General features: G+C 70.8%; 13 protein-coding genes and 1 pseudogene. 2 read left to right on the top strand and 12 right to left on the bottom strand.

What is annotated here, in order from left to right; translation table 11 throughout:
- Window positions 1–234 precede the first annotated feature (234 nt).
- The gene (locus tag ACQEVU_RS38930; protein WP_433332731.1) at window positions 235–1,863 is read left to right on the top strand and encodes a DUF2334 domain-containing protein; all 1,629 of its coding nucleotides are present in this window, start codon (window positions 235–237) and stop codon (window positions 1,861–1,863) included.
- Window positions 1,864–3,549: 1,686 nt separating this feature from the next.
- On the opposite strand, the gene ACQEVU_RS38925 is transcribed toward ACQEVU_RS38930, so the two are convergent.
- Complete coding sequence (locus ACQEVU_RS38925) at window positions 3,550–4,329, bottom strand: hypothetical protein (RefSeq protein ID WP_433332729.1); 780 nt, start codon at window positions 4,327–4,329, stop codon at window positions 3,550–3,552.
- Window positions 4,330–4,737: 408 nt separating this feature from the next.
- Window positions 4,738–5,949, bottom strand: a pseudogene (locus tag ACQEVU_RS38920) (MFS transporter); the annotation flags it as partial.
- A 108-nt stretch (window positions 5,950–6,057) separates the two neighbouring features.
- On the opposite strand from ACQEVU_RS38920, the gene ACQEVU_RS38915 reads away from it, so the two are divergent.
- Window positions 6,058–6,600, top strand: coding sequence for a hypothetical protein (locus tag ACQEVU_RS38915; protein ID WP_433332727.1), 543 nt, complete (start codon window positions 6,058–6,060; stop codon window positions 6,598–6,600).
- Here ACQEVU_RS38915 and mgrA read toward each other — a convergent pair.
- The 10 genes from mgrA to ACQEVU_RS38865 all read right to left on the bottom strand — a co-directional run bounded on the left by mgrA (window position 6,577) and on the right by ACQEVU_RS38865 (window position 19,157).
- Window positions 6,577–7,581: an L-glyceraldehyde 3-phosphate reductase gene (gene mgrA, locus ACQEVU_RS38910; RefSeq protein ID WP_433332725.1), complete on the bottom strand. Its 1,005-nt coding sequence runs from the start codon at window positions 7,579–7,581 to the stop codon at window positions 6,577–6,579. The two genes, ACQEVU_RS38915 and mgrA, sit on opposite strands and share 24 nt — an antisense overlap.
- Window positions 7,582–7,649: 68 nt before the next feature.
- A complete protein-coding gene (locus ACQEVU_RS38905; RefSeq protein WP_433332723.1) occupies window positions 7,650–9,356 on the bottom strand; it encodes a S8 family peptidase in 1,707 nt (568 codons plus the stop codon).
- Between the two features lie 190 nt (window positions 9,357–9,546).
- The gene (locus ACQEVU_RS38900; protein WP_433332721.1) at window positions 9,547–9,792 is read right to left on the bottom strand and encodes a hypothetical protein; all 246 of its coding nucleotides are present in this window, start codon (window positions 9,790–9,792) and stop codon (window positions 9,547–9,549) included.
- An 83-nt stretch (window positions 9,793–9,875) separates the two neighbouring features.
- Window positions 9,876–10,910: an ABC transporter ATP-binding protein gene (locus ACQEVU_RS38895; RefSeq protein ID WP_433335242.1), complete on the bottom strand. Its 1,035-nt coding sequence runs from the start codon at window positions 10,908–10,910 to the stop codon at window positions 9,876–9,878.
- A gap of 107 nt (window positions 10,911–11,017) precedes the next feature.
- Entirely contained in the window at window positions 11,018–12,097 is a 1,080-nt protein-coding gene (locus ACQEVU_RS38890) for an ABC transporter ATP-binding protein (protein ID WP_433332719.1), read from the bottom strand.
- Window positions 12,098–12,146: 49 nt separating this feature from the next.
- Entirely contained in the window at window positions 12,147–13,148 is a 1,002-nt protein-coding gene (locus ACQEVU_RS38885; RefSeq protein ID WP_433332717.1) for an ABC transporter permease, read from the bottom strand.
- 152 nt (window positions 13,149–13,300) lie between these two features.
- Window positions 13,301–15,064: an ABC transporter substrate-binding protein gene (locus ACQEVU_RS38880; RefSeq protein ID WP_433335240.1), complete on the bottom strand. Its 1,764-nt coding sequence runs from the start codon at window positions 15,062–15,064 to the stop codon at window positions 13,301–13,303.
- Window positions 15,065–15,240: 176 nt separating this feature from the next.
- Window positions 15,241–16,242, bottom strand: coding sequence for an ABC transporter permease (locus ACQEVU_RS38875; protein ID WP_433332715.1), 1,002 nt, complete (start codon window positions 16,240–16,242; stop codon window positions 15,241–15,243).
- A gap of 494 nt (window positions 16,243–16,736) precedes the next feature.
- Window positions 16,737–17,552, bottom strand: a complete 816-nt coding sequence (locus tag ACQEVU_RS38870) for an exodeoxyribonuclease III (RefSeq protein ID WP_433332713.1) — start codon at window positions 17,550–17,552, stop codon at window positions 16,737–16,739.
- A gap of 594 nt (window positions 17,553–18,146) precedes the next feature.
- Window positions 18,147–19,157, bottom strand: a complete 1,011-nt coding sequence (locus tag ACQEVU_RS38865; RefSeq protein WP_433335238.1) for a LacI family DNA-binding transcriptional regulator — start codon at window positions 19,155–19,157, stop codon at window positions 18,147–18,149.
- Window positions 19,158–19,193: the final 36 nt, after the last annotated feature.

Below are 19,193 nucleotides of genomic sequence, written 5' to 3'. Positions count from 1 at the left end.
GCTGCGAGCAGGCAGCAACGATTCAAGATCGCCCTCCGTCGGGTTTGCCACAAGCGGTGCGATGCGGAGGGGGTTCCACACCGATCACCGCAGGGCGGCTCTGCCGGATCGTACCGCGCTGAGTGACGGACGCAACCATCCCGTTTGTCGGTGCACCCGCCAGATTTGCCCAACCGGGGGGTTAATTCCGCCCGATTTGCTAGCGTTGATGGCGACTTCTCCGGAGAGTTGCTCATGCATCGAACCGCAGTCCGCCGAATACTGGCTGTCACCTTCGGGCCGGAACGGCGCCTCGCCGCCAAGGTCATCCGGATCGCGCTGGTCGTCGCCGTTGCGCTTTCGATGAGCTCCTGCAAAACCTCTCCAATCGGTACATCCCCGGCCACGCCATCGCCGGGCCGTTCTCCTGCATACCCGGCGAGCGGTGTGCTCGTCCTGTATGACACAACCGGGCAATACGGCTCCCTGGGCGAGCTGTACGCGGTCCAAGCAGGCAATCTGGCCTCCCACTTCGGCGCCTGGGAGTCCGCGCCAGTGACGAAGTACACGCCGGGATCGGCACAGAAACACCTGCTGACGATCTATATCGGATCGACGTATGACGAGCCCTTGCCGCAGTCCTTCCTGGCCGACGCGGCCGCCGGCGCGCCGGTGCTGTGGTTGGGGGGCAACGTGTGGCAGCTGATCAGGAAGTACCCGCAAATCGGCTTTTCGACAGCGACGATCGACGATGCGGTCCCCACGGAGATCCGTTACCGCGGCACGGCGCTCACCAGAAATGCCGCCGCGGGCGGCACGGTGCACATCGAGGCCGCCCAGGGCGTCTATTCCAAGACCCTGGCCGAGGCCGTACGCCCCGATGGCACCACGGTCCCGTGGGCGCTGCGCGTGGGTGCGCTCACCTACATCACCGAGGTCCCGTTCACGTACGCCGGCTTCGACGACCGCTACCTGGCCTTCGCCGACCTCCTGTACGACCTGCTCGCCCCCGGTACGCCCGAGCGCCACCGCGCCCTGGTCCGCATCGAGGACGTCGGCCCGCACTCGGACCCCGCCCAGCTGCGCCAGATCGCCGACTATCTGCAATCTCGTAATGTTCCGTTCGCCGTTGCGGTTTTCCCCGTTTACGACGACGCCGCCGGCGTCTATTCCGGCGGCGTTGCGGTCCACCGCACCCTGAGCGGATCCCCGCAGGTCGTGGCCGCCCTGCGCTACATGACCGAACACGGCGGAACCCTGATCATGCACGGCTATACGCACGGAATGGCCGGCGCCAAGAATCCGTACGGCGTCAGCGCCGAGGATTACGAGTTCTACCGCGCCCACGTGGACGAGGCGGGCGCCGTGGTCCTGGACGGCCCGGTGCCGTCCGACTCCGCGGACTGGGCACGATCCCGCCTCGACGCGGCCCGCCAGGAGTGGACGAAGGCGGGCTTGACCCCGCCGGACATCTGGGAGTTTCCGCACTACACGGCCAGCGCCACGGACTACGAGACCATCGCGAAGGCACCGGGCATCCGCGCCCGATACGAGCAGGTTCTGTACTTCAACGGCATCCTGGGCGGCACCGGTACACGCTCAGTGAGCCAGTTCTTCCCATACGTCGTAAAAGACGCATACGGTACGCCGGTCATCCCCGAAACACTTGGAAACGTTGCAACACAAAGATTTAACCAGCACGGTGTCCGACTTGTCCCAGATCTCCTGGCGTCCGCGAAGCGCCAACGCGCCGTCCGAGACAACGTGGCGAGCTTCTTCTACCACCCGTTCCTGGCGCTACAATACTTACCGCAGTTGATCGAAGGCATACAGTCATTGGGTTACACCTTCGTCGCGGCCCCTTCGCTCCTCGAGCCCCGCTAGCGCCATCCGAAGACTGGAAGCCCTCCAGTCTTTCACTCTTAACTGACAAGACGCCTATTTCAGTTGAGCGTTTGAGCACTTCAGCACCGCTCTCCGGGCGCAACCCGAAATATCGGATCCGCCCCACTCGCCGGCCTCCGCGCCCTTTCGTCGGCAGCATGATCGTTGCTCGCGCCGGCGGTCGCGCTCACCCCATCCACTCGGCTCGAAATCGCTCTCGTCCGGCCGCCCGCGTTCGCCCCGCCGGCCCCCTCGTTCGCCGCCGCTGCGGTGTTGTTCGCGACCCCCCATTCAGGTCACCCATTTATGTGGGGACGCAATGTATAAGGCACAGGCGCGCCAACCTGCCCGCTCCAAGACGAGCCACCCGATCGAGGAGGCAGCCCCGAACCGCGCCCGCGTCCGAGACACTTGCGACCGCGTCGGCGCCCCTGCCGAACTTAGGGCTGCGCTGCGCCGTTGGCGGGAGTGGCGCGGTCTGGTCCGCGGGGCGGTCGCGGGCAGCGCCGTTTGCGCGGGTGCGGCTGGTGTAGGTGGGCGTGCTGTGGGCTGGTCCACCGGGCGCGGCGGTCGTGGGCGGCGCGTTTCGGCGGCCGCGGCTGGTGTGGGCGCAGTGCACCGTCGGCCGGCTTCCGCGCTTCGCGTGAGCCTGGGCAGCCACGACCGGGCGACCTCACCGGGCGCAGCGGTCGTGCGCGGCGCGGCGCGGGCTGGTTTGGCGGGCGTCAGCGGCGCGGCCTGGGCAGCCGCGGAGGGCGTGGGGGCGAGGTCGGGTCCAGTTCGCCAAGCGCGGCCGGCGTGTGTGACGCGGTCTGAGCTGGATCGGCGGGCGCGGCCGGCGTGTGCGGCGCGGTCTGAGCTGGATCGGCGGGTGCGGCCGGCGTGTGCGGCGCGGTCTGAGTCGGTTCGGCAAGCGAAGCGGGCGTCGGCGGCGCGGCCTGGGCGGGTGCGGCTTGTGTGCGTGGCGTGGTGTGGGCTGGTCCGCTGGGCGCGGCGGTCGTGCGCGGCGCGGGCTGGTTTGGCGGGCGTCGGCGGCGCGGCCTGGGCAGCCGCGGAGGGCGTGGGGGCGAGGTCGGGTCCAGTTCGCCAAGCGCGGCCGGCGTGTGTGGCGCGGTCTGCGTCGGTTCGGCAAGCGAAGCGGGCGTCGGCGGCGCGGCCTGGGCGGGTGCGGCTTGTGTGGGTGGCGTGGTGTGGGCTGGTCCGCTGGGCGCGGCGGTCGTGCGCGGCGCGGCCGAGGCGGGCGCGGCCGGTGTGGGTGCCGTGGTGTGGGCGCAGCGCGACCGCCGGCTCGCTTCCGCGCTTCGCGCGAGCCTGGCAGCCACGGCCGAGGCGACCTCACCGGGCACGGCGGTCGTGGGCGGCGCGGCCGAGGCGGGCGCGGCCGGTGCGGGCGTCAGCGGCGCGGCCTGGTCCGGCGGGCGTCAGCGGCGCGGCCTGGGCAGCCGCGGAGAGCGTGGGCAGCGCTGTCTGGGTCGCTTCGCAGGGCGCGGCGGGTGTGGGCGGCGCGGTCTGGGCCGGTTCGCCGGGCGCCGCGAGTGTGGGGGGCCAGTTCGCCGGGCGCGGCGCGGTCTGAGTCGGTTCGGCGAGCGAAGGGGGCGTGGGCGACGCGGCCCGGGCGGGTGCGGCTTGTGTGGGCGGCGCGGTGTGGGCTGGTCCGCCGGGCGCGGCGGTTGTGGGCGGCGCGGCCTAGGCGGGCGCTGCCGGTGTGGGCGGCGCGGTGTGGGCTGGCTCGCCGTGCGCGGCTGGCGTGGCGTGGGCCGGTTCGGCGGGCGTCAGCGGCGCGGCCTGGGCGGCCGCGGCGAGCGTGGGCGGCGCGGTCGGCGCCAGTTCGCCGGGTGCGGCCGCCGTGTGCGGCGCGGTCTGAGTCGGTTGGGCAAGCGAAGCGGGCGTCAGCGGCGCGGACTGGGCGGGCGTGGCCGGTGCGGCTTGTGTGGATGGCGTGGTGTGGGCTGGTCCGCCGGGCGCGGTGGTCGTGGGTGGCGCGGTCTGAGTCGGTTCGGCAAGCGAAGCGGGCGTCAGCGGCGCGGACTGGGCGGCCGCGGCGAGCGTGGGCGGTGCGGTCGGCGCCAGTTCGCCGGGTGCGGCCGCCGTGTGCGGCGCGGTCTGAGTCGGTTCGGCAAGCGAAGCGGGCGTCGGCGGCGCGGCCGGGGCAGCCGCGGCGAGCGTGGGCGGCGCGGTCGGCGCCAGTTCGCCGGGCGCGGCCGCCGTGTGCGGCGCGGTCTGAGTCGGTTCGGCAAGCGAAGCGGGCGTGGCGGGGCGGACTGGGCGGGCGTGGCCGGTGCGGCTTGTGTGGATGGCGTGGTGTGGGCTGGTCCGCCGGGCGCGGTGGTCGTGGGTGGCGCGGCCTGGGCGGGCGCGGCTGGTGTGGGCGGCGCGGCGCGGGCTGGTCCGCCGGGCGGTGTGGTCGTGGGTGGCGCGGCCGAGGTGGGTGCGGCTGGTGTGGGTGCCATGGTGTGCGCAGCGCACCGTCGGCCCGCTTCTGCGCTTCGCGCGAGCCTGGCAGCCACGACCGGGCGACCTCACCGGCCCGGCGGTCGTGGGTGGCGCGGCCTAGGCGGGCGCGGCAGGTGTGGGCGGCGCGGCGTGGGCTGGTTCGGCGGGCGTCAGCGGCGCGGCCTGGGCGGCCGCGGCGAGCGTGGGCGGCGCGGTCGTGGCCAGTTCACCGGGTGCGGCCCACGTGTGCGGCGCGGTCTGAACTGGTTCGCCGGGCGCGGCCGGCGTGGGCGGCGCGGTCTCGGCCGGTTCGGCGAGCGCAGCGGGCGTGGGCGGCGCGGTCGTGGCCAGTTCACCGGGTGCGGCCCACGTGTGCGGCGCGGTCTGAGCTGGTTCGCCGGGCGCGGCCGGCGTGGGCGGCGCGGTCTCGGCCGGTTCGGCGAGCGCAGCGGGCGTGGGCGGCGCGGTCGTGGCCGCCGTGGCGGCCGGCCGCTCCAGGTGGCGGAACGCCAGCAGCGCGCCGGCGACCGCGGCGCCGACCGCGCCCACCGTGGCGAAGCCCCACGCCGGTGAGGCGCGGTCGATGGCCCAGCCGGCGAGGGGTGAGCCGATGGCCAGGCCGACGGTCAGGGACGAGCCGTGCCAGCCCATGGCCTCGCCGCGGGCCGAAGGCGGGACCAGGCGGCTGATCAGGTCGGTGCTGGCGCTCAGGGTCGGGGCGCACAGGGCGCCGGCCGGCAGCAGGGTCAGGAACAGCAGGGGCCAGGCGTCGCCGACCAGGCCGGCGGGGGCGGTGAGCAGGGCCAGGGCGCCGAGCAGGGCGACCAGCGGGACGGCCCGCGGCAGTGCGCCGTAGACGAAGCCGCCCACCAGCGAGTAGATGCCCCAGGCGGCCAGCAGGAGGCCGACCAGGGTGACCTGGCCGGCGTTGCGCAGCATGGCGACGATGCCCAGGTCGGTGCCGGCCAGCACGAGGGTCGTGGCGGATGCGGCGGCGCACACCGCCACGAAGCGGGGGGTCAGCCAGTCGCGGCGGCGGATCGGCGGGGTGGGGGAGTCGGTGGCGGCGGCCGGCTCGCGGACCGGGGGGTTGAAGACGAACAGCGCCGTGCCCGACAGCACCAGCGCGGCGCCGATCGACCACATCGCCGCGCGGCCGGACAGCGAGCTCATCAGCAGCACGGCGAAGGGCGGGCCGGCCATGAACGACAGCTCCACCGACATCGAGTCGAGGGCGTAGGCCTGGCGGCGGTGCTCGGCGGGGACCAGGGCGGCGATCGACTGGCGGACCACGGAGAAGACGGGCAGGGACAGCACGCCGGCGACCAGGGCGCCGGCGAGCAGCGCCGCGTAGCCCAGGAACGGGGCGGCGGCCCAGAAGAGCGCCTCCGCCACCGTGGTCACCACCAGCATGGGGCGCAGGCCCCGGCGGTCGACGAAGCGGCCGTTGAGCGGGCCGCCCAGGGCCGTGCCGACCGTCAGCGCCGCCCCGACCAGACCGGCCGCGCCCCAGCCTCGGTGGAGGTCCTGGGCGACGTGCAGGGTCAGGGTCACCCCGATCGCGGTGATCGGGATGCGGGCCAGCAGGGCCAGCACCATGAGGGACCGCACGCCCGGTAGGGCGAGGACGCGGCGGTAGGGGTCGAGGCGCATGGGGTCATCATGTCGTGGGGGTATGACAAAAACGCGCGATTATCCGGGGAACCGGGTGGGTCGGGCCGCAGTCCAATCAGCAAGACTCATGGATGGAGCTGAATCACGATGAAGTCCCGGATCCTCGTCATCGCCCTGCTCACGCTGGCCCTCGGGGCCTGCTCGGACGACCAGAAGGGTGCCGAAGGGGCGCCGGCGTCCGGGCCGGCCGCCGTGAGCAGCGACACGGCGGGCACGGGCGGCAGTGCCGGGCCGGCGCCCAGTGCCGGGCCGCAGACCGACCCCAGCTCGAAGACGAACACCGGCGGCAACTCCACCGCCATGGACACGCTGGTGACGTTCACCCGGACCGGCGGGCTGGCCGGCAACAACGACAAGCTGGTCGTGCACCCCGACGGGTCGTACACGATCACGACCCGCCAGGGCAGCAAGGACGGCAAGCTCACCGCCGACGAGCTGGCCGCGCTCAAGGCGGCGCTCGCCTCGGTCGACTTCAACAAGCTGCCGACCGCGAACGACGGCGGGGCGGTGGCCGACGGCTACACGTACACCGTGACCTACAGCGGCCGCCAGATCGAAGCGAAGGACGGCGGCATCCCGCCCGCCCTCCAGCCGGTGATCAGCGCGCTAGGCGCCTTCCTCAGCAAGTAGCCCGTCGATCCGGCCGAGCTCGTCGGCCGACAGCGACAGGTTCTGCAGCGCACCGAGGTTGTCCAGCAGCTGCCGCACGCTCGACGCCCCGATGATCAGCGAGGTGACCCGCGGGTCGCGCAGCGCCCAGGCCAGCGCCAGCTGGGCCAGGCTCTGGCCGCGCTCGCGGGCCACCTCGTCCAGCGAGCGGATGAGCTGCAGCCGGGCCGGGGTGAGGTCGCTCTCGTTCAGGAAGCGGCTGGTGCGCACCCGGGAGTCCGCGGGGATGCCGTCGAGGTACCGGTTGGTCAGCAGCCCCTGCGCCAGCGGCGAGAACGGGATGCAGCCCGCGCCCTCGGCCTCGAGCACGCCGAGCAGCTCCGGCTCGATCCAGCGGTCCAGCATGGAGTACCGCGGCTGGTGGATCAGCAGGGGCGTGCCGAGCGCGCGCAGGATGCGGGCCGCCTCGGCGGTCTGCGCGGGGCTGTAGTTGGAGATGCCGACGTACAGCGCCTTGCCGGCCCGCACGGCCGCGTCCAGCGCCCCCATCGTCTCCTCGAGCGGCGTGTCCGGGTCGGGGCGGTGGGAGTAGAAGATGTCGACGTACTCCAGGCCCATCCGGCCCAGCGACTGGTCGAGCGAGGCGAGCAGGTACTTCCGCGACCCCCACTCCCCGTACGGCCCCGCCCACATGTCGTAGCCGGCCTTCGTGGAGATGATGAGCTCGTCGCGGTACGGCCGCAGGTCATCGGCCAGGATCCGCCCGAAGTTCTCCTCGGCCGAGCCGGGCGGCGGCCCGTAGTTGTTGGCCAGGTCGAAGTGGGTGACACCCTCGTCGAACGCGCGCCGCACGATCGAGCGCTGCGTCTCGTACGCCCGCTCGGCGCCGAAGTTGTGCCAGAGCCCCAGCGAGATGGCCGGCAGCTTCAGCCCGCTGCGACCGCTGCGCCGGTAGGTCATGTCCTGGTATCGGCCCGAAGCCGCCTCGTAAGCCACGCCCATGATCCTAGGCCGGGCCGACGGCCCGCCGAGGGGCCGCCTCACGAACCGCGAGGCGGCCCGGCGATCAGCTAGTGGTGCTCCCACCAGGCGTGGGCGGTCACCGCGGCGTAGGCATCGACGATGCCGAAGCCGTAGAACCCGTTGAAGTCCTTGCCACCCTCACAGGTCGCGTCGAACTCGGCCGGGCGGCCGACGTCGACGTACGACACCGTGCGCGGGTTCGGGCAGGCGTGCTGGGCGGCGGAGGAGTAGAGGATCCACTCCACCTTCCAGGGCTCCAGGCCGAAGCCGTTGCGGCCCTGCTTGGTGCCGTGCGCGCTCACGATGAGCGCCGCGACGCCGGCCGCGTGCGGCGAGGCCATCGAGGTGCCCTGCAGGTACGTGTAGTACCCGCACTGCCCGGCCTTGTTGCACTCCTTGAACACGGAGTCGGCGAAGTCGGGCAGGACGTTGCCGTCCGCGTCGACCGAGCCCTCCTCCTGCAGCACCTTCTTCGGGTACGTGGACAGGATCTCGTTGCCCACGGTGCGATAGGTGTCGGTGCCGAGGCCGTCGCGGAAGTACCCGCCGGGCGCCGCGACGCTGATGTTCTCAAGGCCGTAGTTCGAGTAGTCGGACTTGTTCAGCGACGGGCCGAGCGCGGACACGCCGATGACGAAGGGGCCCTCGGTCGGCAGGTCCCAGCAGGACCGGTTGTCGATCGGCCGGTCGTAGGCCGAGCCGTCCGGGTAGTCCGGGCTGGAGATGTCCGTGCGCGGGTGACCCTCGTCCTCGTGGTTGTTGCCGGCGGCGGCCACCAGCGTCACGCCCTTGAAGTGCGCGTACGTGAGGGCGCGGAACATCGCCTTGATGATGGTGCGCTGCTCCGCCTGCGCGGCCGGGGAGTCGGCCGGGTTGGCGGTGCAGTTGTACAGCCACGGGTCGACGTAGAACGACATGTTGACGACGTCGATGCCGTTGTTGGCCGCGTGCACGAGCGCGTTGACGGTCGGCTCCAGGAAGAAGTACCCGGAGTCCTGGCCGCCCTTGAGCTCGACCAGCGACACGTTCGGCGCGACGCCGGAGACGCCGAAGCCGTTGGCCGCCGCGCCGATCGTGCCGGCGACGTGCGTGCCGTGCCCGCCGTCGTCGGTGCCGACCGGGTCGAGGCAGCTGGGAACCTCGCACGGGCCGTCGATGTCGACCTTGTCCGGCGCGAAGTTCTTCGACAGCGCCCAGTTGAAGTTCGGGGCGATGTCGGGGTTCGACGCGTCGACGCCGGTGTCGAGGATGCCGACGGTCACGCGCTTGTCGCCCGCGTTGACCTTCCGCGCCTTGTCCGACTTGACCGCCGCGAGGCCCCACAGCTTGTCGTCGAGCGGGTCCATGCCGGCCGTGGCCGGCTTGTTCCCGCCCGCCTTCTTGGCCGCCGCGGCGGCCTGCTGCGCCTCGCGCTCCACGTCGGCGGGCCGCTCCTTCTTCGGGGCCTTGCCGATGGCGACCTGGTGGGTCGCACCGACCAGCTGCGGCGCGGCCGCGGCCTTCTCCACGAATCCGTTCTGCGGCGCGACGACCGTGAACATGCCCACCGCGTCATTGGTGCCGACCACCTGCCCGCCGGCCTTCTTGATGGCGGCGGTGGCGTCGGCGGCCGAGACGTTGTCCGCGGCGATGACCGTGTACTGCGTCGTCGCCGAGGTCTCGGCGCTGGCCGGGGCCGACATCAGCCCGGCCGCCGTCACCGTCAGCGTCGCGGTGAAGACCGCGGCGCCGGTGAGCCTCCTGTTGAATCCCACATAACCTCCCTGGTCGAGGGGATGTGGTCATGAAACAAGAGTCGATGTGGCCGGGAAACCCTTTCCCGCCAAGATCTTCAGGGAAAGGGGGTGCAAAGAGCGGAAATGCCGAGCTACCGCGACGTCCGTCGTGGTCGCGGCCCGTGACTCCCGGGCCTGCGGCGTCCGCGGTGGGTTGCGGTGGAAAGCCTCAGACCGAGTGGGCGATGCGCTCCACCTGGTCCTTCGCCTCGGCCAGCCCCGCGCCCGTCACCTGGCGGTAGATCTTGATCGCGGCGATGAGGTTGTTGCGGCGCAAGGCCTCGGTGAACTCCGGCGGCATCCCGTCCGCGCCGGGGAAGGCGTCGGCGAGGGCCGGGTCGAGGCCGAAGTGGCGGTACAGGAAGGCGACCTGCCGTTCGAGGCGGGCCAGGCGGGTGGCGTCATCGGCGTGCATCGGACCACGGTATGGCGACCGGCCCAAGAACGAAGTCGGGGAGCCGCCAGATGGCGACTCCCCGGACTGTCAGAAAACCACCGTCAGGCGATCGGCTCCGCGAACGGGTCCTCGGCCGTGTCGACCGGGATCTCGGCCGCCGCCGCCCGGGCCGCCGCGGCGCCGCGCGCCGAGCGCTCCTCGTCGGTGATGGGGAAGTGGCAGGCGACGGTCTGGCCGGGGGCGAGCTCGCGCAGCGGCGGCTCCTCCGACGCGCACACGTCCTGCGCCTTCCAGCACCGGGTGCGGAACCGGCACCCCGACGGCGGGTCGATCGGGCTGGGCACGTCGCCGGTGAGCAGGATCCGCTCCCGGTGCGCCTTGTCCCGCCGGCCCGGGTCGGGCACCGGCACCGCGGACAGCAGCGCGAACGTGTACGGGTGCAGCGGCGACAGGTAGAGCCCGTCGCGCGGGCCGACCTCGACGACCTTGCCGAGGTACATGACCGCGACCCGGTCCGAGATGTGCCGGACGACCGACAGGTCGTGCGCGATGAACACGTACGTCAGGTTGAACTCGCGCTGCAGGTCGTCGAGCAGGTTGACGACCTGCGCCTGGATCGACACGTCCAGCGCGGACACCGGCTCGTCGGCGATGATGAGCTTCGGCTGCAGGGCCAGGGCCCGGGCGATGCCGATGCGCTGGCGCTGGCCGCCGGAGAACTCGTGCGGGTAGCGGTTGTAGTGCTCGGGGTTGAGCCCGACCAGCTCCAGCAGCCGCTGGACCTCCCGCTTCTGCCCGTGCGCCGTCTTGATGTTCTGCACCTGCAGCGGCGCGCCGACGATCGAGCCGACCGTGTGCCGCGGGTTCAGCGACGAGTACGGGTCCTGGAAGATCATCTGGACCTCGCGGCGCAGCGGGCGCATCTTGCCCACGCCGAAGTGCGAGATGTCCTTGCCCTCCAGCAGCACCTGGCCGCCGGTGGGCTCCAGCAGCCGGGTCATCAGGCGGCCGGTGGTGGACTTGCCGCAGCCGGACTCGCCGACCAGGCCCAGCGTCTCGCCGGCCTTGACGGCCAGGTCGATGCCGTCGACCGCGCGAACGGCGCCGACCTTCCGCTTGATGAAGGCGCCGCGCATGATCGGGAAGTGCTTCTCCAGGCCCCGCACCTCGAGGAGGTTCTCGCCGGTGCCGGCGGCGGCCGCCGCCGGCTGGGGTTGGGTGCTCGTCGACACTGTCGTGCTCCTCAGAGGTTCGGGGCGATGTCCGACTTGAAGATGGCCGTGCGTTCCGCGGGCGGGATGTGGCAGGCGACGCCGTGCTCGGGCGTGCCCTCCGCCAGGGTCGGCTCGACCGCCTTGCAAGGGATGCCGTTGCGCTCCACGTAGGGGCAGCGCGGGTGGAAGGAGCAGCCGCTCGGGAGGTTGATGAGCGACGGCGGGTTGCCCTTGATCGGCACCAGCCGTTCGCGCACCTCCCGGTCGACGCGGGGCATCGACTGGAGCAGGCCCCAGGCGTACGGGTGCTCGGGGCGGCGGAACACGGTCTCCGCGGTGGCGTGCTCGACGCACTTGCCGCCGTACATCACCAGGATCTCGTCGGCCAGCTCGGCCACGACGCCCAGGTCGTGGGTGATGATGATGACCGCCGAGTTGAACTCCGACTGCAGGTCGCGGATCAGGTCGAGGATCTGGGCCTGGACCGTCACGTCGAGCGCCGTGGTGGGCTCGTCGGCGATGAGCAGCTGCGGGTTGTTCACCAGCGACATCGCGATCATCGCGCGCTGGCGCATACCGCCGGAGAACTGGTGCGGGTAGTCGTCGACCCGCCGCTGCGGCTGCGGGATGCCCACCCGGTCGAGCATCTCGACCGCGCGCTTCCTGGCCTCCGACTTCGAGACCTTGTGGTGCACCCGGTACGCCTCGACGATCTGCGCCCCGACCGTGTAGTAGGGGTGCATCGCGGTCAGCGGGTCCTGGAAGATCATCGACATCTTCGCGCCGCGCAGCAGGCGGACCCGCTCAGGGGAGGCGCCGATGAGCTCCTCGCCGTCGAGCCACACCTCACCGGAGATGGCGGCCGAGCCGCGGCGGTGCAGGCCCAGGATGCCCAGGCTCGTGACGCTCTTGCCGGAGCCGGACTCGCCCACGATGCCGAGGGTCTCGCCGCGCTCGAGCTTGAACGTCAGGCCGTCGACGGCCTTGACCACGCCGTCGTCGGTCTTGAAGTGGATCCGCAGGTCGCGCACGTCGAGGAAGGACTGCGCGGGATCCGAGCCGGGTCCGCCCGGGTTGGGGCTGACGTCGGTGAGCAGGCTGCTGGACATGCTCACTCCTTTCCAGGGGTGCCGTGAGGGGACCGGGATGCGGGCCGGGTCATGAGAGCCGGACCCGCGGGTCGATCACGGCGTAGAGCAGGTCCACGACCAGGTTGGCCATGACGATGAAGAACGAGGCGAACAGCGTCGCGCCGAGGATGATCGGCAGGTCCTTGGTGTTGACCGCGTCGATGCTGAGCTTGCCGATGCCGGGCAGGCTGAACACCCGCTCGGTGAGGATCGCGCCGCCGAGCAGCGTGCCGAGGTCGAGGCCGAAGATCGTCACGATCGGGGTGAGCACGGCGCGCATGGCGTGCTTGCCGACGACGATCCGCTCCTTCAGACCCTTCGCGCGGGCGGTGCGGATGTAGTCCTCGCTGAGGGTCTCGAGCATCGTGGCCCGCGTCAGCCGCGCGTAGGTCGCGGCGAACAGCAGCGCCAGGCTCACCCAGGCGAGGAAGAGCTTGTTGGCCCAGCCGAGGGGGTCGTCGACGAAGTTGATGTACTCGCCGCCCTGGAAGATCTTCCACTGGTGCACGAACAGGGACTGGAAGACCAGGCCCGTGAAGTACACCGGCAGCGAGACGCCGGCGAGGGCGATGATCATCACGACACGGTCGGCGAGCTTCCCGCGTCTCAGCGCGGATATGACGCCGCCGGCGACGCCGCCGACGAGCCACAGGATGGCCGCGCCGATGGCGAGGGAGATGGTGACCGGCAGCCGGTCCAGCAGCAGCGGCCAGACTTCCCGGTCGGTGCGGAACGAGTAGCCGAAGCAGGGCGCGGAGCAGTGCGTGACCGACGGGCCGCTGTTGTAGTCCCGTCCCACGACGAGACCCTTCACGAACCGGCCGTACTGGATGTAGATCGGCTGGTCGAGGCCCAGCTTGACCCGCGTTGCCGCGACGTCGGCCGGGGTCGCCGTCTTGCCGACGTACATCTCAGCGGGATCGGCGTGCGCCGCCTTCGGGATCAGGAAGAAGATCGCGAAGGTGACCATCGAGACGGCCACGATGAGCAGTGCCGCGGTGACCAGGCGGCGCAGGATGTAGTTGATCACGTGTGCGGCCTGACGCCGGCCGGCTCGACGGGGTTCCCGTCTCACCGGCCGGCGCCGTGGCCCTCACCTGCCTTCTGTACTCGTGAAGGGCGGGTTACCGGCGTTCAGGCTTGCTGCTCCGTCAGTGTCAGGAGTGTCTGCGGACCCGGAGGTCAGCCCGACACGCCCAGGCTGCCGAAGTCGTACATGCCGTAGTACTCCGTCACGAACACGTTCGTGACGCGGGGGTTGCGGTAGTTGAGCGCCTTGTCGTAGACGAACGGCACCATGACGGCCGAGTCCATGACCTTGTGGTCGATCTGGGCCCAGATGTCGGCGGCCTTCTTGGGGTCGGCCTCCGCCTTGGCCTGGTCGATCAGGCTGTTGATCTCCGGGTCGTTGAGCTCGCCGTAGTTGTTGTTACCCGAGTCCAGGATCTGGCGACCGTCGACCAGCACGGACAGGAAGCCGTAACCGGTCGGGAAGTCGGCGCCCCAGCCGGCCATCATCAGGCCGTAGCCCTTGGCGTGCACGTTGGACGGCGCACCGATGGTCGAGCGGAAGTACAGCGACGGCTCGGTCGGGTCGAGGCGGGCGTTGATGCCGACGTTCTTCAGCGCGGCCTGCAGCGCCTCGGCCGACTTCGGCTCCTTGCCGGAGTTGCGGGTCGCGATCACGGTGTCGAAGCCGTTCGGCTTGCCACACGCGGCCAGCTCTTCCTTCGCCTTGTCGATCTGCGGCTTGCCCGACTTGGTGTTGTACGGGTCGTAGTCGTCGTGACCCGCGATGTTCGGGGGCAGCATGTTGTAGGCGATGTCACCGCCGGCGTCGGCGCCACCACGCGCGGTCTGCATCGTGACCTTGTCGGTCGCGTACTGCACGGCCTTGCGGCAGTGGATGTTGTCGAACGGGGCGACCTTGGTGCTGATCGAGAAGTAGCGGATGAAGCCCGTGTTCGGCGCGTCCGCGTTCTTCTTCTTCTCCGGGTCGAGCAGGATCTTCGGCTGCGAGCCCTGCTGGACACCGGTCTGGCCGGTGTCGATGTCGACGTCGCCGCTGAGCAGCTGGTTGTCGATCTCCTCCGGCGCGGTGCCGATCGTCAGGTCGATCTGGTCCGGCAGGGCCTTGCGGACGGTGTCCGTCTTCGGGTCCCAGTTCTCGTTGCGGACCATGACGGCCTTCTTGCCCTGGTCGTACGACTGGAACTTGTACGGGCCGGTCGAGACCGGCTTGTCACCGTACTTCGCGCCGGTGTCCTTCGCCTTCTGGACCGGCGACGCCGACGGCATGGCCAGCAGGTAGTTGAAGTCCGCCAGCGGTTCCTTCAGGTGGAAGATGATCGTGTTGTCGTCCGGCGTCTCGACGGACTTCAGGCCCAGCTTGTCCGGGTCGGTGTCCTTGTACGGGCCGGGGTACTTCTGGCCGCCGTCCAGGACGTCGGCGAGGTACGGCGGGCCGCCGGAGAGGACATCGGTGGCGAAGTTGCGCTCGATGCCGTACTTGATGTCCTTCGAGGTGATCGGCGAGCCGTCCTCGAACTTCACGCCCGACTTGAGCTTGAAGGTGTAGGTCTTGTTGCCGTCGGAGAGCTCCGGCATGGCCGCGGCCAGGTCGGGGACCAGCTTCAGACCGTCCTCGCCCGGCTTCGCCTCATTGGTGAGCAGCGAACGGACGTAGTAGCCCTTCATGTAGTTCCACACCCAGGCGTAGTACGCACGCGCGGGGTCGAACGAGTCCGGGTCGGAGTTGGCGGTCAGCTTCAGCGTGCCGCCCTTCTTGTCGGACGGGTTGACCACGCCCTTGGTGGCGGCGTTGAAGCCGGAGACGCCGCCTCCGGTGGTCTCGTTCGCGTTGGGCTTGGCGCCGTCGCCCGAACCGCAGGCGGACAACACCAGGGCGAAGGCGACCGAACTGGCCGCCAGTGCCCCTGTCCTCATTCTCACTGGTTTCCCTCCTTGTTTGGCGCGGCCCGCCGAGGGACGGGCCGTCCGAGCTGTGCTGCTGTGCGCGTGAAAGCCGGGGTATGCACAGGGTTTCGACCGGGCTGGCGGTAGCCGGACGTGGTGGTGCCAGGGTTGCGTGACGGGCCCGAAGCCCGGCCGGTGGCTGGGGGCTACCGGTTGGACTTCGGGTCGAGAGCGTCGCGCAGGCCGTCGCCGAACAGGTTGAAGGCGAGGACCATGAGGAAGATCGCGAAGCCGGGCACGAACATGTACATCGGGTCGTACGTGTAGTACTGCACGGCGTCCGAGAGCAGCCGGCCCCACGAGGGAGTGGGCGGCAGCACGCCGACGCCGAGGAACGACAGCGCGGCCTCGAAGAGGATGTTCGTGGGAATGATCAGCGTCGCGTAGACGAGGATCGGCGCGACGAGGTTGGGCAGCAGCTCCCGGAAGAGGATGCGGGAGGGGCCCGCCCCGATGCTGCGCGCGGCCTCGACGAACTCGCGTTCCCGCAGGGAGAGAGTCTGGCCGCGGACGATACGCCCGATGTACGGCCAGCTGAAGAACGCGATGACCGAGATGACCACGCCGATGCGCCAGCCGGTGCTCACCGGCACGACGGAGATCAGCGCGATCGAGAAGAGCAGGTACGGGAACGCCAGGATGAGGTCCATCAGGCGGCTGATCAGGTTGTCGATGATGCCGCCGAAGTAGCCGGCGACGATACCGAGCACCACGCCGATCGCGACCGCCGCGATCGTGGCGGCCAGCGCCACCAGCAGCGACACCTGCGCGCCGTAGATGATCTGGGAGAACATGTCCCGGCCCGTGACCGGCTGGACGCCGAGCAGGAAGTCCTTGGAGATGCCGCCCCAGGTGCCGACCGGCGGGATGCCGCCGAGGTTCGGGTCGATCCTGTCTTGGTGGAACTCGTTGACCGGGTGCCCCCAGACCTTGTTGATCAGGGGGGCGAACACCGCTACAAGCACCAGGAAAATGATGAACCCGCCTCCAGTCAGCGCGACCTTGTCGCGCTTGAGCCGGGTCCACGCAATCTGACTGAGCGAGCGACCTTCGATGGCCTTCGCGGGAACACCGGCAGGCGTGGCGGTCGCCTCTTCGACCGTCGGCACCTGCTCGTCGCTCTTCGACGTGACGGGTCCCATAGTCATGGGCGTGGTGCCCCTCTCCCCGGCCGCCTGAACGCATCACGAACCCGCCAGCGTTGACCGCCGCAATGCGGAGCGAGCATGCGTCGGCCAGACCGGGGCCCGTGGCAGTCAGCAGCCGATCGGCTGTGTCTTCGTGGACTCCTGGTGCCCTATCCGCAGGTTCGGTCCACGGGCAGAGCGTGCACGAAGCCGACATGGTGTTGTCGCCTTCGTTGGAGGAACCCTGTCTCCCGTTTGGCCGATCGTCAAGGGTCACCCCCTGTCCTGTAACCAAGTCCACGCCGCGCCGTGATGAGGGCGTGATCCAAGCACAACGACTTTTGGATCATACACCCCCTAAACGGGCGATTTACCGGCGAATCGTAACGGTGTGATCACGCAACGTGCCGGAAACATCGCGGCAAGACCGGCGAGAACGGGCTATCCAGGACGATCGTTGATCCTTTCACACTTAACAGTACGGTCCGGTCGCCCATCATGGTGACACAGCGTACTCAAATATCGAAATCGATCACAACGGGCGCGTGATCCGAGGGACCCTTGCCCTTGCGCGCCTCACGATCGATGTAGGCACCCTCGACCGCACCCGCGATTGCCGGGCTCGCATAGACGAGGTCGATCCGCATGCCTTTGTCCTGATGGAACATCCCGGCCCGGTAGTCCCAGTAGGTGAACGGGTTCGGCCCCTTCATCGGCTTCGGCACGATGTCGACCAGCCCGGTGTCCCGCAGCGCCGCCAGCGCGTCGCGCTCGGGCTTGGTGACGTGCGTGGACCCGATGAACGCGGCCGGGTCGAACACGTCGGAGTCCGCCGGCGCGACGTTGTAGTCGCCGCAGACCGCCACCCGCTCCCCGGCGCCGAGGTCGGCCGCCACGGCGAGGCGCAGCCCCTCGAGCCAGGTCAGCTTGTAGCCGTAGTGCGCGGATTCGGGCGTCCGCCCGTTGGGTACATAGACGGACCAGACCCGGACCCCGCCGCAGAGCGCCGAGACGGCCCGCGCCTCGCGCCGCGGCTCGTCGAACAGCGCCTCGTCCCCGCCCGGCTCCCCGCTCCACCCCGGATCCCCGTCGAACCCGCGCCGCACGTCCTCGAGCCCGACCCGCGACAGCAGCGCCACCCCGTTCCAGCGCCCCTCCCCGTGGTGCGCCGTGTCGTACCCGAGCTCACGGACCTCCCCGGCCGGGAAGCCGTCCGCGGCGACCTTGGTCTCCTGCACGCACAGCACGTCGGGCCGGGTCTGTTCGAGCCAGGGCAGCAGCCGGGGCAGGCGCGCCTTGACGGAGTTCACGTTCCAGGTGGCAAGCCTCATTCCTGCCACAATGCCAGCCTCCGGCTGTGTTTATCTCAGCCGGGGGAGCTCCGCTCCACCCGGACCCCCTCAAAACCCCCCGTGCGCTCGAGCAACGACGCTCTCGGTCGCCGGCAGTCCTCGAGCACACGCATGCGGGACGGGTGGCGCGCAGGGACGGTGTGCCGACCGACAAGTCGGGCACTCCGTGCCACGACTTGTCGGATTTATACCCTGACCGGGGATAAATCCGCCTTCAGCGTTCCGATTCGCTCGACTCGCCGCAACCGGGTCGCTGACCGGCCCTGTGGGCGGGACGAGCGGCCCGCGCGGCCGGGACGCGCTCGGCGCCGGGCGTCCGGCCGCCGGCCGACCCGGCGGGCTCATGCACCTGTTCGCCGCTCGGCGCGCCACGGCCGGTCCCGCGGGGTTCGCGTTGCGCCGGTTCGCGGCTCGGCGCGCCACCGCCGAGGCGCGCCACCGCCGGTCCCGCGGGGTTCGCGTTGCATCGGTTCGCCGCTCGGCGCGCCGCTGCCGGTCCTGAGTGGTCCGTTGCACCTGTTGCCGGTCGGCGCGCCGCGCCGGTCCTGAGCCGCCCCGGGCGTGTGGAAACGGTCAGGCCGACTCGCGCTTCACCAGCTCCGTGGGGAGGAGCAGCACGGGCTCGATCTGTTCGCCGCCCGCCATCCGCAGGACCTGCCGCGCCGCCATCCGGCCCAGGTCGGTGATCGGCTGGCGCACGGTGGTCAGCGGCGGCTCGGTGTCCCGGGCGAAGTCCATGTCGTCGAAGCCGACCACCGCCACGTCGTCGGGCACCCGGCGGCCGGCCTGGCGCAGGGCGCGCAGCGCGCCGTCGGCCATGGCGTCCGAGGCGGCGAAGACGGCGTCGAGGTCCGGGTCGTCGCCGAGCAGCTGGCTCATCGCCAGGGCGCCGGACTGGCGGGTGAAGTCGCCGACGGCCACTAGCGAGCGGCGGCCGCTGTCCTGCATCGCCGCGCGGTAGCCCTTCAGGCGGTCGATGCCGGCGCTCATGTCCTGCGGGCCGGCGATCGTGGCCACCCGGCGCCGGCCGGTGTCGAGCAGGTGGCGCACGGCCGCGCGGGCCGCGTCCTCGTTGTCGACGTCGACGTACGGCACGGAGGACTGGATCAGCAGGCGGCCGTTGCACACGACCGGCACCCCGGCCCGGCTCAGCCGCTCGGGCAGCGGGTCGGCGCCGTGCATGGAGAAGATGATCGCCCCGTCGACGTGGCCGCCGGTCGCGTAGCGCTCGACGCGGTCGTGGCTCGGGCCCGACGGGCCGACCATCATGAGCACCAGCTGCTTGTCGACGGCCTCGAGCTCGAGGCTCACGCCGCGGATGATGCTGGAGAAGAAGGGGTCGTCGGAGAACACCCGGCTCGCGGTCTCCGACGCCACGAGTGCGATCGAGTCGGTGCGCTGGGTGACGAGGCTGCGGGCGGCCTGGTTGGGCACGTAGCCCAGCGCCTCGACGGCGCTGAGGACCTTGTCGCGGATGTGGGGCGCGACGGAGGTCGACCCGTTGACCACACGGGAGGCCGTGGCCCGCGACACCCCGGCGCGTTGCGCGACGTTTTCGAGTGTGGGCCGGTCCCGCCCCGACATCACCATTGTGGCGTCCCCCATATCTGTTCCGCGGAC

Origin of the sequence: Dactylosporangium sp. CA-139066, assembly GCF_050936175.1 — a bacterium.
Taxonomy (GTDB): domain Bacteria; phylum Actinomycetota; class Actinomycetes; order Mycobacteriales; family Micromonosporaceae; genus Dactylosporangium.
This window is presented reverse-complemented; position numbering and strand designations above follow the sequence as displayed.

Excerpts from the sequence above, each read along its gene's own strand:
- ACQEVU_RS38930 (WP_433332731.1), top strand. The coding sequence starts at position 235 with ATGCATCGAACCGCAGTCCGCCGAATACTGGCTGTCACCTTCGGGCCG.
- ACQEVU_RS38875 (WP_433332715.1), bottom strand. The coding sequence starts at position 16,242 with ATGACTATGGGACCCGTCACGTCGAAGAGCGACGAGCAGGTGCCGACG.
- ACQEVU_RS38870 (WP_433332713.1), bottom strand. The coding sequence starts at position 17,552 with ATGAGGCTTGCCACCTGGAACGTGAACTCCGTCAAGGCGCGCCTGCCC.
- ACQEVU_RS38915 (WP_433332727.1), top strand. The coding sequence starts at position 6,058 with ATGAAGTCCCGGATCCTCGTCATCGCCCTGCTCACGCTGGCCCTCGGG.
- mgrA (WP_433332725.1), bottom strand. The coding sequence starts at position 7,581 with ATGGGCGTGGCTTACGAGGCGGCTTCGGGCCGATACCAGGACATGACC.
- ACQEVU_RS38865 (WP_433335238.1), bottom strand. The coding sequence starts at position 19,157 with ATGTCGGGGCGGGACCGGCCCACACTCGAAAACGTCGCGCAACGCGCC.
- ACQEVU_RS38890 (WP_433332719.1), bottom strand. The coding sequence starts at position 12,097 with ATGTCCAGCAGCCTGCTCACCGACGTCAGCCCCAACCCGGGCGGACCC.
- ACQEVU_RS38900 (WP_433332721.1), bottom strand. The coding sequence starts at position 9,792 with ATGCACGCCGATGACGCCACCCGCCTGGCCCGCCTCGAACGGCAGGTC.
- ACQEVU_RS38880 (WP_433335240.1), bottom strand. The coding sequence starts at position 15,064 with ATGAGGACAGGGGCACTGGCGGCCAGTTCGGTCGCCTTCGCCCTGGTG.
- ACQEVU_RS38895 (WP_433335242.1), bottom strand. The coding sequence starts at position 10,910 with ATGCGCGGCGCCTTCATCAAGCGGAAGGTCGGCGCCGTTCGCGCGGTC.